The organism is Cellulomonas algicola, from assembly GCF_019024305.1.
GTDB lineage: Bacteria > Actinomycetota > Actinomycetes > Actinomycetales > Cellulomonadaceae > Cellulomonas > Cellulomonas algicola.
Window position 1 is genome coordinate 74,474 of sequence record NZ_JAHKSJ010000021.1, and the last position, 14,432, is coordinate 88,905.

Genomic DNA, 14,432 nt, shown 5'->3' on the forward strand with positions numbered 1-14,432 from the left:
ACCCCCGCCCGTCATGCGGTCGGTGCGGCGAGCACGTCAGGTCACGCGACGGTGCAGGCCACGCCGTTGAGCGTGAAGGCCGTCGGTGCGTTGTTCGTGCCCGAGTGCGAGCCGTTGAAGCCGATCTCGACCGACGAGTTCGCGCCGAGCGTGGTGTTCCACGCCGCGTTCTTGGCCGTCACGGCCGAGCCCGACTGCGACCAGTCGGCGCTCCAGCCCTGCGTCACCTTCTGGCCGTTGGCGAACGAGAAGCCGAGCGACCAGCCGTTGAGCGCGCTGGTGCTGTTGTTCGTCACGCGGACCGAGGCGGTGAATCCGTTGTTCCACGAGCTGGCCGTGTACTTCACGGTGCATCCACCGGTCGGGTTGCTCGGCAGCGTCGAGGCCGACAGGGCCGACGACGACGTCGAGACGTTGCCCGCGGCGTCCTTCGCCTTGACCGTGAACGAGTACGTGGTGCCGGCGGTGAGACCGGTCGCCGTGTAGCTCGTCGTGGTGGTCGAGCCGAGGAGCGTCGAGCCGCTGTACACGTCGTAGCCCGTGACGCCGACGTTGTCGGTCGACGCGCTCCACGACAGCGGGATCGTCGTGCTGGTCGCGGTGCCCGCGGCGAGACCCGTCGGCGCCGTCGGCGCCTGCGTGTCGACCACGGTGTCCGTCTTGGTCGTCGCCGAGACGGCGGTGGAGGCGGCCGACGTGTTGCCCGCGGCGTCCTTGGCCCGCACCGAGAACGAGTACGTCGTGCCGGCGGTGAGACCGGTGACCGTGAAGCTCGTCGTCGTGGACGTGCCGACCACGGTCGAGCCGCGCAGGATCTCGTAGCCCGCGACGCCGACGTTGTCGGTCGAGGCGGTCCACGACAGCGGGACCGACGTGGTGGTCGTCGTGCCGGCGGTCAGACCCGCGGGCACCGAGGGCGCCTGCGTGTCGGTGACGGTGCCGGACTGCGTCGTGGCGGAGACGGCGGTCGAGGCGGACGAGACGTTGCCCGCCGCGTCCTTGGCACGGACCGTGAACGAGTACGCCGTGGCGGGCGTGAGGCCCGTGACCGTGTAGCTCGTCGTGGTCGAGGTGCCCACGAGCGTCGTGCCGCGGTACACGTCGTAGCCGGTGACGCCGACGTTGTCGGTCGACGCGGTCCACGACAGCGGCACCGAGGTCGACGTCGTCGTGCCGGCGGTGAGGCCCGTCGGGACCGTCGGCGCCTGCGTGTCGTTGCCCGGGTCCGTCTGGCCGATGACCGGGTACGCGTTCTTCACGAGCGTGACGAACTGCTCCTCGAACCACTGGCCGGCGAGCGGCGCGTTCGGGGTGGCACCGGTGAGCTGGTTGTTCAGCTTGGGCGAGACGAACGTCGGGTCGCACATGCGGTCGAACCGCTTGCCCTGGTCGTTCGGGATCTCCGACGACGCACCGTCGGACTCACCCGGGGGCTTGATCCAGACGAACGCGTCGAGGTGCGACGCGGCGTAGCCGGACGGGGTGGCCTCGGGGAACCGGCCGATGCCCGCACCGAGCGGGTTGCACCACGCGCCGCGGTGCGCACGACGGTCCACGCGGTTCGCGTCGACGTAGGTGTTCACGTCCGTGCTGGCCGTGATCGCCGTCGGACGGTTCGGGCCGCCCCAGCCGTTGCGCGACGTGTCGATCAGCATGCCGATCGTGGACGGGAAGCCCGCCGCGACCAGGAGCTTGTGCATGTGCGCGGTGTAGTCGACCTCGTCGAAGTCGAAGTTCCACTCGTAGAACTTCGACGACCGGATCGGGTTGTTGTTGATCGTGAGCGACGAGTCGGTGAGCAGCGGCTCCTCGAGCGGCGTCGTGTTGGCGACGTCGGAGACGAAGCCGTCGATCGACGCGAAGCCCGCGGTCGTCGTCTTGGCGACCTCGGCGAACAGCGTCGCGGACGGACCCGCGTTGCTGTCCCAGCCGAGCCAGCCGGAGTGGCCGATGTCGATGTAGTTGTAGACGTTCGGGATCGCGTGCAGCTTGTCGAGCGCGTACTTGACGCCCTGGCGGTAGTACGGCGCCGCCTGCTGGCAGGCCTGCTCCGAGATGTTCGTGACCAGGTTCGGCAGCGAGTCGGGCTCGATGGTCGCGGCGATCCGGATGTTCTCGTACTCCGGGTTGTCGAGGAGGTCCGCGATCGGGTCGATGTACTCGGTCTTGTACCGCGCGAGGCCCGCGTCGGTCGCGGGGAGCTCGCCGTTGGACGCGAGCGCGAAGCAGTCGCGGCCGGGCAGGTCGTAGATGACCAGGTTGAAGACGAGCGGCTTCCCCGCGGCCTTCTGCTGCGCGACGGCGTTGTCGAGGTGGAACTTCAGGCCGTTGCCGTCGGCGTTGCCGGTGATCGCGGAGATCCGGTCCATCCAGACGGCGGTGGGCTGCGTCGCGACCGTCCGCATCTTCGCGGCGAGGGTCGGGTCGGCGCTCTGCCGGCCCGCGGCGGCGGTGACCGAGGCGGACCACGTGGGGTTCACGTACTGCACCGCGCCCGAGTAGGGGTTGTCGACATGGGTCGGCGCCGCGCTCGCGCTCGTCGCCAGGGTCGTGAGAGGGACGGCGGCGAGTGCCGTCGCCGTGGCGACGGTCGCCGCGGCACGTAGCCGCCGCCTCACCGTCGCTCGCTTGCCGTGTGTGGACACGTGGTCCTCCGGGTGTCGATCGGCACACCCGAGCGGACCGTCCCGGTCGGGCGCGAGTCGCCCGGGGGGAGTCCACGGCGACTGGCGGCTACCTCAACACGCACCGCGATCGGGACGGCATGGGGCAAATCGTTTAAGCATCCCGCGTTACCCATTCGTTACCCGATCGACGCCCGCACGGGGTGGCGAAGCCGCTGGTCAGCGGCTCCGCGGACCCGTGCTGCCGCGCACCGCGAGCCCGCCGACCTGCAGCTCGCGCCGTACCCGGGTGTCGCCGTCGAGCACCGCGAGGACCGCCTCGCCGGTCGCGAGGCCCAGGTCGCGCTCCGCCGACGGCAGCGTCGTGACCGACGGCGTCGCGAGCCGGCACAGCGCCGAGTCGGAGCCCGCGACGACCGACAGGTCCCACGGCACCGCGAGACCCGTGCGTCGCGCCACGTCGAGCGCCGCGATGGCCATCTGGTCGGAGTCGAACACGATCGCGGTCGGCGGGCGCCCCGCCGTCAGCAGGCGTCGCGTCGCGACGGCCGCCTCCTCGGCGGTCCCCGCGGTCGCCTCGTGCTGGAGGTGCCCGCCCGCCGGGTCGAGCACCCGCGCGAGCGCGCCGACACGCGACCGCGTGCGGGCGAGCCCGTCGGGCGCGGTGACGGCGGCGACGTTCCGGTGGCCCAGCTCGAGGAGGTACCGGGCGACACGCGCGTAGGCGTCCCCCTCGTCGACGCGCACGCTCGCGAGGTCGTGGTCCTCGGGCGAGCCGCCGACGACGACCGCGGGCGCCCGCAGCCGGCGCAGCGCGTCGATGCGCGGGTCCTCGACGAGGACGTCGGTCACGACCATGACGTCGAACCGCCGCTCGGCCCACCACTCGCCGTACAGCGCCACGGCGGCCTCGGGACCGTCGACGATCTGCAGCACGAGCGCGAGGTTCCGGGTCGCGAGCACCTCCTGGATGGCGGTGACGAACTCGAGCACGCCGGTCGCCTGCGCCGCCGGGCCCGCACCGGCGCGGTCGACGACGAGCCCGACCGCCCGTGGACCGGTGCGCATCGAGCGGGCCGCCGCGCTCGGCCGCCAGTTGAACTCGTCGGCGACGCGGAGCACACGCTCACGCGTGGCGGCCGAGACGCCGGGACGACCGTTCAGGGCGTACGAGACGACCGCGATCGAGACGCCTGCCGCGCGGGCGACGTCGGTGATCGTCGGACGCCTCGGCGCCGGGGTGGACGGTGGAAGCGGTCCCGGCCCGGAGGGGGTCGGAGTGCTTCCATCGGTGGACGAGTCATATGCAGGTGTGACCACGATCACCTAGTGTGTCGCCCGATGCGGCACAATTGCACCATCTCGACTCCGACGACGTAGGCGAGGAGCAACCATGGGGACTGTCCGGCGCGGTCCGGTGTCGCCGACGGCACGGCGCACCATCGGTGTGCTGTCGCCGGTCGTCGGGGGTTTCTACTTCGGTGCGCTCATCGCCGGCGTCGCCCGAGCGGCGCGCGCGGCGGGCCATCGGGTCGTCGCCGTCCAGACCTATCCCGCGGGCCTCGACCGCGAGCGGTACCCCGACGAGTCGATCCTCGACGCCCCCGTCGCGCTGGGCGCGGTCGACGGCCTGGTCGTCGTCGGCAAGGCGCTGCGCGCCGACCGGCTGGCGGCGGTGCAGCAGTGGGGCGTGCCGCTGGTGCTGGTGTCGGAGGAGCCGACGTCGCAGGACGACCCGGTCGTCGTGCCGGACAACACCGCGGGTGTGCGGGCGGCCGTGGACCACCTCGTCGGGCACGGGCACACGCGGATCGGGTTCGTCGGCTGCCTCACGCAGCGCGACATGCGCGAACGCTTCGCGGCCTACCGCGCGACCCTCGCGGACCACGGGATCGAGCCCGCCGAGGCGTGGTGGTACGACGCGACGGACAACCACGAGCAGGGTGGCGCGGACGCCGCGGCACGCATGCTGGCGCTGGGCCGGCAGACGACGGCCGTCGTGGCGGCGACCGACCGCAACGCGATCGGCTTCCAGCGCGCGCTCCGTGCGGCGGGCCTGGTGCTGCCGCGGGACCAGGCCGTCATCGGGTTCGACCACGCGGACTCGGGTGCACGCGTGACGCCGCGCCTGTCGACGGTCGACGCGCACTACGACCGCGTGGGCGAGACGGCGGTGTCGCTGCTGCTCGCGCGCATGCGGGGCGAGGAGATCGTGGGCGGCGAGTACCGGACGCCGTCGACGCTCGTGCTGCGCGAGTCGTGCGGCTGCACCGAGGTGGGGCCGGCGTCGGCCGCCGACCAGCCCACGGGCGTCGCGGGCGGTCACCAGGTGCTCCGGGCGCTCGCCGAGACGGCGTTCGTGGGACCGGTCGGTGCGGGTGCGGGCCGACGCGCGGGCAGCGCGCCGCGGGACACGTGGTGGCACGCCGTCGTCGAGCCGCTCGAGGCCGCGGCCGAGCGCGGTGCCGTGCCTGCGCCGGCGACGCTCGCGCGGCTCGCGGACCTCACGGCCGCGATGCAGCCGCACCCCGAGGCCCTCGAGCAGCTCGTGACGTGCCTGCGCGGGATCGAGAGCGCGACGCTCGCGGCGCTGCCACGGCCCGAGCACGAGACCGCCGTGCGGCGCGCGGTGACCGAGGTCCTGCTGGCGCTGACCAAGGGCTGCACGCGGGCGATGCTCGCGCGCAGCGGTCAGCTCGAGCGGACGATCGTCGACCAGTACGAGGTCGACATGGACCTGCTGCGCGGCGACGGCGCGAGCCCGCGGGCGCTCGGGTGGCTGCCGCGCGGCGTGCGCGGTCACGCGTGCCTCGGCCTGTGGCTCGGCGCCGATCGTGGCCCCGGGGACCGGGAGATGGAGATCGTCGGCGTGCACGACACGTCGGGCACGCTGTCGCGCCTCGTCGGGATGCGCACGACGGCGAGCCAGTTCCCGCCGGCGGCGCTCACGCGCGCGGGGACGGTCGGCAGCAACGAGCTGACGTTCGTGGTCCCGGTGACGTTCGGCGGCAGCGACTGGGGTCTGCTCGCGATCGACGGCACCGCGGAGACGCGGGCGACGAGCGCGCGCGACCGGTTCAACCACTGGGCGGCGCTGCTCGCGGTCGCGCTGGACCAGGAGCGCCTGCTCACGTCGCTGCGCGAGCAGCGCCGGGCGCTCGAGCAGGCCGCTGCGCGGGAACGCTCCCTCGCGGACACGGTGCGCGCGAGCGAGGAGCGGTACGCGCTCGCGTCGATGGCGGCGCACGACGGCACGTGGGACTGGGACGTCTCGGCGGGCACGGTGTACTACTCGCCGCGCTGGAAGCAGACGCTCGGCTACGACGACGAGGTCATCGGCGACTCGCCCGCGGAGTGGCTCGAGCGCGTGCACCCCGCCGACCGCGACGACCTGTCCGCGGCCATCGCGTCGCAGCTCGCGGGCGCCGGCACGCCGCTCGAGCTCGAGCACCGCGTGCGGACGTCGTCGGGCGACTACCGCTGGATGCTGTGCCGCGCGGTGACGGTGCTCGACGACGCGGGCTGCCCCGCCCGGCTGGTCGGGGCGCTCGTCGACGTGACCGAGCGCAAGGAGGCCGAGATCGCGCTCCAGCGGGACGCGCTGCACGACCCCGAGACGGGTCTGGTGAACCGGCTGCTGTTCCTCGACCGGCTCGCCTCCGCGCTGCTGCGGACGCGCCGCTCGCCGTCGTACGACTGCGCGGTCGTGCTCGTGCGCGTCGCGGACGACCACGCGATCCCGACCCAGGGGCGGCACGAGGAGGGCGACGTCCACCTCGACCTGCACCGCGAGCTCGTGCGCCGGCTGCGTCGGCCGCTGCGGGAGGGCGACACCCCGGCGCGCATCGCCGAGGACGACTTCGCGGTCCTGCTCGACGACGTCGGGCCCGGCGGCGTGCCAGGACGGGTGGGTCAGCTGCTCGACCAGCTGCGCCACGAGCTCGGCGCGCGCATCCGCGTCGGTGCGCTCGGCAGCATCCGCGGGTTCCGCGACGTCTCCGAGGTGCTCCGCGAGGTCGACATCGCCCTCCTGCGTGGCGGGTCGACGACGACCTGGCGGCAGGAGTCGCGCCCGGGCTCCGTCCTGCGCTGAGCGCGACGCCGGCGACGAGACGACGTCGAGCGACGCCCGGCGACGAGACGACGTCGAGCGACGCCCGGCGTCGTCGTGCGTGCCCGCCGCGGAGGGCGGGCACGCCGGTGTCAGGAGCGGCCGCGCTGCGGGCCGTGGGACGGACGCGAGGCGCCGTGACCCGGGCGCGGACCCGTGTCCATGCGGATGCGGAGCGGGCGTCCCGCGACGCGGGCCCGGGCCAGGCGGTCGACCGCGTCGGCCGTGAGCCCGCCGGGGATGTCGACGAGCGCGAAGCTGCCGAAGATGTCGATCTTGCCCACGTCCTTGCCGGTCAGCCCGCCCTCACCGGTCAGCGCACCGACCAGTGCGCCCGGCTGGAGGCCGTCGCGGTGGCCGACGGCGACGCGCCAGCGCGGCGGACCGCCCGCGATGTGCGTGTCGCTGCGGCGACGCTCGCGCGGCGGACGGTCGTCGTGGCTCACCGTGCGCTCGGTCCTGCCCGGGGTGAGGCGCGCACGCTCGAGCGCGTCGTCCAGGTCGTCGCCCGTGCGCGCCGCGGGACCCTCGTCGCCGACCGCGAGCGCCGCGACGGACGCGAGCAGGTCGACGGGGTCGGTGCCGGGGTGGGCGGCGAGGTGCGCGGCGATCGCCTCGCGGTACACGTCGAGCCGGCCGAGCTCGGCGCGCCCGGGTGCGCGGTCGAGCAGTCGCGTGACCCGGTGCCCGCTCACCTCGGCGGGCGACGGGATCTGGACCTGCTCCATCGGGACGCGCGTGGTGCGCTCGATGCTGCGCAGGCGCGACTGCTCCGACGGGGTGACGAACGACAGCGCCTCACCCTCGCGGCCGGCGCGGCCCGTGCGGCCGATGCGGTGCACGTAGGTCTCGGCCTCGCGCGGCACGTCGAAGTTCACGACGAGGCCGATGCGCTCGACGTCGAGACCGCGTGCCGCGACGTCGGTCGCGACGAGCACGTCGAGGGCGCCGGTGCGCAGGCGGTCGACGATCTTCTCGCGGTCGCTCTGCGCGACGTCGCCGGAGATGTGCGCCGCGGAGATGCCGCGCTCGACGAGCGCGCTGCCGACCTCCTCGGCCGCACCGCGCGTACGGACGAACACGATGGTCGCGTCGGCGTCGGTCACCGACAGGACGCGGCCGAGCGCGCCGACCTTGTGGCGGTGGGGCACGACCGCGTAGGTCTGGCGGACCGTCGTGACGGTCGACGACTGCCGCGCGACCGTGATCTCGACAGGCTGGTGGAGGTGCTGCTCGGCGACCCGACGGATCGGTGCGGGCATGGTCGCGGAGAACAGGGCGACCTGGCGACGGTCGGGCGTCGAGGACAGGACGCGGTCGACGTCCTCGGCGAAGCCCATGCGCAGCATCTCGTCGGCCTCGTCGAGCACGAGGTACCGGACCTGGTCCATGACGAGCGTGCCGCGGTCGAGGTGGTCGAGGACGCGGCCGGGGGTGCCGACGACGACCTGCGCGCCGCGCGCGAGCGCACGCTGCTGCGGCAGGAACGGGGAGCCGCCGTAGACGGCGACGACGCCGAGCCCGGTCAGGTGCGTCGCGAACGAGGAGATCGCGTCGGCGACCTGCATCGCGAGCTCGCGCGTCGGGGTGAGGACGACGGCCTGGACGCCGGCGGTGCCGGCGTCGACCGACGCGAGGAGGGGGAGGCCGAACGCGGCGGTCTTGCCGGTGCCGGTCTGCGCGACACCGACGATGTCGCGGCCCGCGAGGAGCGCGGGGATGGCCTGGGCCTGGATGGCGGAGGGGGTGACGAAGCCGAGGTCGGCCACCGCGCGCTCGAGGGCGGCGGGCAGGCCGAGGTCGTCGAACCGGGGGTCCGGCGTGTCGGTCGCGTCGGTCGTGGGGGCAGGGGGCACGAGGGTGCTCATGGGGGAACCGTTCGGTGGAGCGGGGGAGCCCTGAACCGTGCGCCGGGACGGCGGACGGCGGGTCGCTGCTGCCCCGCACACCCGACGGCACCAGGACGGTGCCCAGACTTCACGACACGAGCCCGCACAGGGTGCAGGCTCGACGGGGGACGCGCGACGAACTCCGGTAGTCGTGGACCAGTCTACGGGCGCGGGCCGCCCGGTGGTCGCGGAGGAGCAGGTGAGTTCGCGCACACGACGTCGTCGCCCGCACGAGCGCGGGGTTCACCGCGTCGTGCTGCGTCGTGCTCAGAGACCGAGCCGGCGCGCCTCGATGATCGGGCACGTGTCCATGACGACGTCGAGTCCCGCTGCGGCGGCACGGGCGGCCGCGTCCTCGTCCACGACGCCGAGCTGCAGCCACACCGCGCGCGCGCCGACCGCGATCGCCTCGTCGACGACGGCACCGGCGAGCGCGCTGTTGACGAACACGTCGACGACGTCGACGTCGCCCGGGACGTCCGCGAGCGTCGCGTACCCGGTCGCACCGTGCACCGTCGGGGCGCTCGGGTGCACCGGGACGATCTCGTTCCCGCGCGCCTGCACGAACTCGGAGACGCCGTACGCGGCGCGCGCGGTGTTCGTCGACAGCCCGACGACGGCCCAGCGGCCCGGGGTCGTCAGGAGGCGGCGGATGACGTCGGTGTCGTTGTGGTGGGTCACGCCCGCAGCCTCGCACGCCGTGCCGGTCGGACGCGCGGGCACACCCCGGACCCGGGTCGGCACCGGGCCGGACGCCCGCGGGGTGGACGGCTCCGACGCGCGGACGCGGACGGGGGAGCAGGTCGGCGGGGTCGAGCGCCGTAGGATCGTCGCCGCAAGCACCGAGAGCGACGGGGGAGGCAGTGAGCCAGAACGAGCTCGTCACACCCCGCGTGCTGACGGTGCCCAACCTCGTGAGCTTCGTCCGCCTGCTGCTCGTGCCGGTGTTCGGCTGGCTCATCGCGACCGGGCACGACGGCTGGGCCGTCGTCGTGCTCGCGGTGTCGGGCGCGTCCGACTGGCTCGACGGCGTGCTCGCCCGCCGGCTCCACCAGGTGTCGCGGCTGGGGCAGCTGCTCGACCCGGCCGCCGACCGCCTCTTCATCCTCGTCACGCTCGTCGGGCTCGTCTGGCGCGGTGCCGTGCCGTGGTGGCTGCTCGCCGTCCTCGTCGCACGCGACGTGCTGCTCGCGGGCGTCTTCCTGCGCCTCGCCCGCGCCGGCTGGGGCCCGCTGCCCGTGCACATGGCCGGGAAGGCCGGCACGTTCGCCCTGCTGTACGCGTTCCCGCTGCTGCTGCTCGGCCAGTGGGCGGCGCCGCTCGGGCCCGTCGCGTCGGTGCTCGGGTGGGCCTGCGCGCTGTGGGGCGTCGGCCTCTACTGGTTCGCGGGTGCGCTGTACCTCGTGCAGGCGCGCGACCTGCTGCGCGGCGGGACGGCCACGGCATGACCTCCCGGCACGGCGACGCGGTGCAGCGGCCCGCCCCCGACGCGTCGATGACGCTCCTCAACGAGGTGTACCGGCGCCCGCTCGACCCCGGCTACGCCGCCGCCGCGGAGGGTCGCCGGACCGGCACGCGCCCGCCGCGCACCCGCCGGGGTGCCGCGCTGCTCCTCGTGCTGGGCGTCCTGCTGGGCCTGGGGACGGTCACCGCAGCCGTGTCGCTGCGCACGCCCCCGCCGTCCGTGGTCGCCGCCCGCAACCTGCTGCAGAACCAGATCGAGCAGCACGACGCGGAGGCCGAGGCGCTCGAGGCCGACATCACCGCGCTCAGCGACGAGGTGCGCGCGCTGCAGGAGTCCGCGCTCGACGACGTCGACCCCGCGCTGGCCGCGGAGCTCGAGGCGAGCCAGATCGCGTCCGGGGTCGTGCCGGTCACCGGCACGGGGCTGCGGATCGTCCTCACCGACGCGCCCGTCGACCCGGAGAGCAGCGAGGAGGACCCGTCGTCGCGCGTGCAGGACTTCGACCTCCAGGTGCTCGTCAACGGGCTCTGGGCGTCGGGCGCCGAGGCGGTCGCGATCAACGGCGAGCGGCTCACCACGACCTCCGCGATCCGCAGCTCGGGTCCGGTCGTCCGCGTCGACCTCGTGCCGCTCGTCAGCCCGTACGTGGTCGAGGCCGTCGGCGACCCCGTCGCGATGCAGACCGAGATCGCCCGCAGCTCCGCGGGCCAGCTCCTCGCGACGCTCCGCAACACCTACGGCATCGGCGTCGACACGTCGTCGCAGACCGCGCTCGAGCTGCCCGGCACCGGGCAGGTGAAGCTGCACGACGCGACCGTGCCGGAGGAGTCGCGCCTGACCCCGCCGACCCCGTCCAGCACGAGCGACGAGCCGCTCGGCACACCGGACGCCGGGGCGTCGTCGGAGGGTGCGGGAGAGGCGGCCGGTGTGGCAGGGTCGGCACGTCATCCGGGGAGGGAACGTACGTGATCGCAGTGATCGGGCTCGTCGTCGGGGTCGTCGTGGGCCTCGTGCTGCAGCCCACCGTCCCCCCCGAGCTGCAGCCGTACCTGCCGATCGCGGTCGTCGCCGCGCTCGACGCGCTGTTCGGCGGCCTGCGCGCGATGCTCGACGGCATCTTCGACGACCGGGTCTTCCTCACGTCGTTCCTGTCGAACGTCGTCGTCGCCGCGCTCATCGTGTTCCTCGGCGACCAGCTCGGTGTCGGGTCGCAGCTGTCCACCGCGGTCGTCGTCGTCCTCGGCATCCGGATCTTCTCGAACGCCGCCTCGATCCGCCGGCACCTGTTCAAGGCGTGAGCGACCTCCGCGCATGAGCGACGACCAGCACCTCGACCGTCCCGACGGCGCGCGCACCGACCCGCCGAGCGCGGACCTCGCGAGCGCCCACCTCTCGAACGTCGACGTGCCGAGCCTCGACGAGCCGGTGTCCGACTCTCCGACCGTGGACGAGACGCGCCGCGACGACCCCGCCGACGCCCCCGTGGAGCTCCCGGCACCCGTCGAGGACGGCCTCGCCGAGCCCGCTCCTCCCGCCGAGGCCGCGGAGCCCGACGACGTCGCGGAGCCCGACGACGTCGGCGACCGTCCGACGGCCGACGAGCGCGACGCGTCGCCGCCCGACCGGGCCGAAGACGTCCTGACGAGCGAACCGGTGCACGACGTCGTCGACGCACCCACCGCCGGTGCCGACCTGCCCGCCCCGCTCGTGTCGCCCGACGCCGTTCCCGACGGCGAGCAGGACGGCTCCGCACCCGGCGACCTCGACGACCGGGACGGCGGCGTGCCGTCCGACGTCGTGCACGTCGACGACGACGCGCTCGTCCGTCCGCTCGACGCGCCCCTCGCGCACGTGCTCGGCAAGGACGCGGACGACCTGTCCGTCCTCGCCACACCCGCCGACGCCACGGACCCGGACCTGCCCACCCACGCCCCCGACGACGGGGCGCCGAGCGGCGCGCCGGACGCGGACACGTCGACCGCCGCGTGGGACGAGCCCCTGCCCACCGACGTGCACACCGTCGCTCACATCGAGGTGCACACGCCGGACGCCGGTGCGGTCGACGACCCGCGCGCCGGCGGCGTCCCCGAGGGCGCGACCCCGGTCGTGGTCCCGGCAGCCACGGCCGGCGGACCCGTGCCGCCGCCTGCGGCGCCCACCGCCACGGCTGCCGCACCCCGCAGCGGGTGGTCGGTCCTCGGTCGCGCCCTGGCCCCCCGCGTCAACCGTGCCCAGGTCCTCGCGGGCGTGCTGTGCGCGCTGCTCGGGTTCGCGCTCGCCGTCCAGATCCGGCAGACCAGCGACCTGAGCCTGTCAGGCATGCGCCAGGCGGACCTGGTCCGCATCCTCGACGAGGCGACGACGCGCGGCGACTCCCTCGAGCGCGAGCGCGCCGACCTCCTCGACGAGCGCGACGAGCTGCTGTCCGGCTCCGACACCCGGCAGGCCGCACTCGACGCGCTGCGGCGCAGCGCCGAGACGCAGGGCATCCTCGCAGGACGCCTGCCGGCGGAGGGCCGTGGCGTGGTCGTCACGGTGAGCGACGGGAGCGGGCAGGTCAAGCCGGTGACGATGCTCAACATGCTCGAGGAGCTGCGCAACGCGGGCGCGGAGGCGATGCAGCTCAACGACCTGCGGATCACCGCGAGCAGCGCGTTCACCGGCACGGCCGGGGCCGTCCAGCTCGACGGGGCGACGCTGACCGCGCCGTACGTCTGGAAGGCCATCGGCGACCCGGACACGATCGCGACCGCGCTGCAGATGCCGGGCGGCGCGTTCGCCGAGGTGCGCAACAACGGCGGGAACGCGTCGGTCGAGCCGCAGGACCTCGTCGAGGTCAGCGCGATCCGCGTCGTGCCGGACCCCGTGCACGCGACTCCGGTGCCCCCGGCAGCGGGCTGACCCGCGCGTCCAGGCGATCCGTGCTGCGACGACGCGCCGGCTCCGCATAGGGTGTGCGTGACCCCACCGAGGACGGTGCCGGGTGATCGGACGAGCAGGGCGCGCGGGAGGCGGAATGAGCGGCGACGAGCAGGCCCCTGGGGTCCCTGGACCGCAGACGGGTCGGCCCGCGTACGGTCCGGACACGACGATGTCGTTCGGTGCGCTCGAGCCCGTCGAGATCGAGGCCGCCGCGCCGGTCGGGCTGACGCCAGACGAGGTCGCCGCGGTGAACGCGCTCCCGCCGACGTCGGCGCTCCTCGTCATGCAGCGGGGGCCCAGCGCGGGTGCGCGGTTCCTCCTCGACGCCGACCGCACGGTCGCCGGCCGGTCGACCGAGGCCGACATCTTCCTCGACGACGTCACGGTGTCCCGCAAGCACGCGGAGTTCGTGCGCGACGGGCAGCAGTTCGTCGTGCGGGACATCGGCTCGCTCAACGGCACCTACGTCAACCGGACGCGCATCGACCAGGCCGTGCTGCGCTCGGGCGACGAGGTGCAGATCGGCAAGTACCGCATGACGTTCCACCCCAGCCCGCACCGCGAGGTCGCTCGCGGGTGAGCGCCGTCCTGGTCAGCACGGGTCCGTGGGGGAGGGACGCATGAGCGGCGCGCAGGCGCAGCGCACGCAGCAGGACGACCGGGCCGTCGCGCGCCCGGGGGCGACCGAGCCATGGCCGCGGGGGATCTCCCGACGCGCGTCGATGCGGATCTCCGACGTCCTGGCCGCGCTGCGCATCGAGTTCCCGGCCGTCACGACGTCCAAGCTGCGCTTCCTCGAGGAGCAGGGCCTCGTCGAGCCGGTCCGCACACCCGCGGGCTACCGGCAGTACTCGCCCGCCGACATCGAGCGGCTCCGCTTCGTCCTGCGGCAGCAGCGCGACAAGTACATGCCGCTCAAGGTGATCGGCGAACGGTTGGCCGCGCTCGACGCGGGCGACGAGGAGGAGACCGCACCGCGGGCACGCCTCGCGACACGCGACGGCGTCGTGCAGTCGGGCGAGGTGCGCTGGACCGTCGACGCGCTCGCCACCGAGGCGAACGTCGAGGTCGCCTTCGTCGAGGAGCTCGTCCAGGCCGGCGTGCTGCGCCCGCGTGGACGCTCGTCGTTCGACCCGTGGGCGCGTGACGTGGTCGTCGCGGCCGCCGCGCTGGCGGAGCACGGCATCGACGCCCGCCACCTGCGGCAGTTCCGGACCGCGGCAGACCGTCAGGCGGACCTCGTGGAGCAGGTCGTCGCCCCCTGGCGGGGTCGTCGGGGTGCCTCCGCGGCGGCGCGCGCGGGCACGGTCGCCGCCGAGGTCGGTGAGCTCTGCACCCAGATGCACACCGCGCTCGTGCGGGCCGCGGTCGCCGACCTGACCCCCTGAGCACCCGCCCGACCGTCTGCACGACGGGACGCG

11 protein-coding genes are annotated in these 14,432 nt (G+C 74.3%); 7 read left to right on the forward strand and 4 right to left on the reverse strand.

What is annotated here, in order from left to right:
- Positions 1-41 precede the first annotated feature (41 nt).
- Positions 42-2,645: a glycoside hydrolase family 6 protein gene (locus KOV94_RS15990; protein WP_124341204.1), complete on the reverse strand. Its 2,604-nt coding sequence runs from the start codon at positions 2,643-2,645 to the stop codon at positions 42-44.
- Positions 2,646-2,843: 198 nt separating this feature from the next.
- Complete coding sequence (locus KOV94_RS15995) at positions 2,844-3,950, reverse strand: LacI family DNA-binding transcriptional regulator (protein WP_308160601.1); 1,107 nt, start codon at positions 3,948-3,950, stop codon at positions 2,844-2,846.
- 67 nt (positions 3,951-4,017) lie between these two features.
- Here KOV94_RS15995 and KOV94_RS16000 point away from each other — a divergent pair, with 67 nt between their 5' ends.
- Entirely contained in the window at positions 4,018-6,717 is a 2,700-nt protein-coding gene (locus tag KOV94_RS16000; protein ID WP_124341203.1) for a substrate-binding domain-containing protein, read from the forward strand.
- Positions 6,718-6,827: 110 nt separating this feature from the next.
- On the opposite strand, the gene KOV94_RS16005 is transcribed toward KOV94_RS16000, so the two are convergent.
- Both KOV94_RS16005 and KOV94_RS16010 read right to left on the reverse strand, forming a co-directional pair.
- A complete protein-coding gene (locus KOV94_RS16005; RefSeq protein ID WP_124343426.1) occupies positions 6,828-8,603 on the reverse strand; it encodes a DEAD/DEAH box helicase in 1,776 nt (591 codons plus the stop codon).
- Positions 8,604-8,891: 288 nt separating this feature from the next.
- Entirely contained in the window at positions 8,892-9,305 is a 414-nt protein-coding gene (locus KOV94_RS16010; RefSeq protein ID WP_124343427.1) for a CoA-binding protein, read from the reverse strand.
- 182 nt (positions 9,306-9,487) lie between these two features.
- Between KOV94_RS16010 and clsA the strand changes: the two genes are divergently transcribed.
- The 6 genes from clsA (at position 9,488) to ftsR (ending at position 14,399) form a co-directional block, all read left to right on the forward strand.
- Positions 9,488-10,072: a cardiolipin synthase ClsA gene (gene clsA / locus KOV94_RS16015; RefSeq protein ID WP_218052593.1), complete on the forward strand. Its 585-nt coding sequence runs from the start codon at positions 9,488-9,490 to the stop codon at positions 10,070-10,072.
- Positions 10,069-11,058 carry a DUF881 domain-containing protein gene (locus KOV94_RS16020; protein WP_218052594.1) on the forward strand — a complete coding sequence of 330 codons (990 nt, stop codon included), beginning with the start codon at positions 10,069-10,071 and terminating at the stop codon, positions 11,056-11,058. Before clsA ends, KOV94_RS16020 begins: the two co-directional genes overlap by 4 nt.
- Complete coding sequence (locus KOV94_RS16025; protein WP_124343430.1) at positions 11,055-11,387, forward strand: small basic family protein; 333 nt, start codon at positions 11,055-11,057, stop codon at positions 11,385-11,387. Before KOV94_RS16020 ends, KOV94_RS16025 begins: the two co-directional genes overlap by 4 nt.
- Positions 11,388-11,400: 13 nt before the next feature.
- Entirely contained in the window at positions 11,401-12,990 is a 1,590-nt protein-coding gene (locus KOV94_RS16030; protein WP_218052595.1) for a DUF881 domain-containing protein, read from the forward strand.
- A 115-nt stretch (positions 12,991-13,105) separates the two neighbouring features.
- A complete protein-coding gene (locus KOV94_RS16035) occupies positions 13,106-13,591 on the forward strand; it encodes an FHA domain-containing protein (protein WP_124343432.1) in 486 nt (161 codons plus the stop codon).
- A gap of 40 nt (positions 13,592-13,631) precedes the next feature.
- Positions 13,632-14,399: a transcriptional regulator FtsR gene (gene ftsR / locus KOV94_RS16040; protein WP_218052596.1), complete on the forward strand. Its 768-nt coding sequence runs from the start codon at positions 13,632-13,634 to the stop codon at positions 14,397-14,399.
- Positions 14,400-14,432: the final 33 nt, after the last annotated feature.

Excerpts from the sequence above, each read along its gene's own strand:
- KOV94_RS16000 (WP_124341203.1), top strand. The coding sequence starts at position 4,018 with ATGGGGACTGTCCGGCGCGGTCCGGTGTCGCCGACGGCACGGCGCACC.
- KOV94_RS16005 (WP_124343426.1), bottom strand. The coding sequence starts at position 8,603 with ATGAGCACCCTCGTGCCCCCTGCCCCCACGACCGACGCGACCGACACG.
- KOV94_RS16030 (WP_218052595.1), top strand. The coding sequence starts at position 11,401 with ATGAGCGACGACCAGCACCTCGACCGTCCCGACGGCGCGCGCACCGAC.
- KOV94_RS16035 (WP_124343432.1), top strand. The coding sequence starts at position 13,106 with ATGAGCGGCGACGAGCAGGCCCCTGGGGTCCCTGGACCGCAGACGGGT.
- KOV94_RS16020 (WP_218052594.1), top strand. The coding sequence starts at position 10,069 with ATGACCTCCCGGCACGGCGACGCGGTGCAGCGGCCCGCCCCCGACGCG.
- ftsR (WP_218052596.1), top strand. The coding sequence starts at position 13,632 with ATGAGCGGCGCGCAGGCGCAGCGCACGCAGCAGGACGACCGGGCCGTC.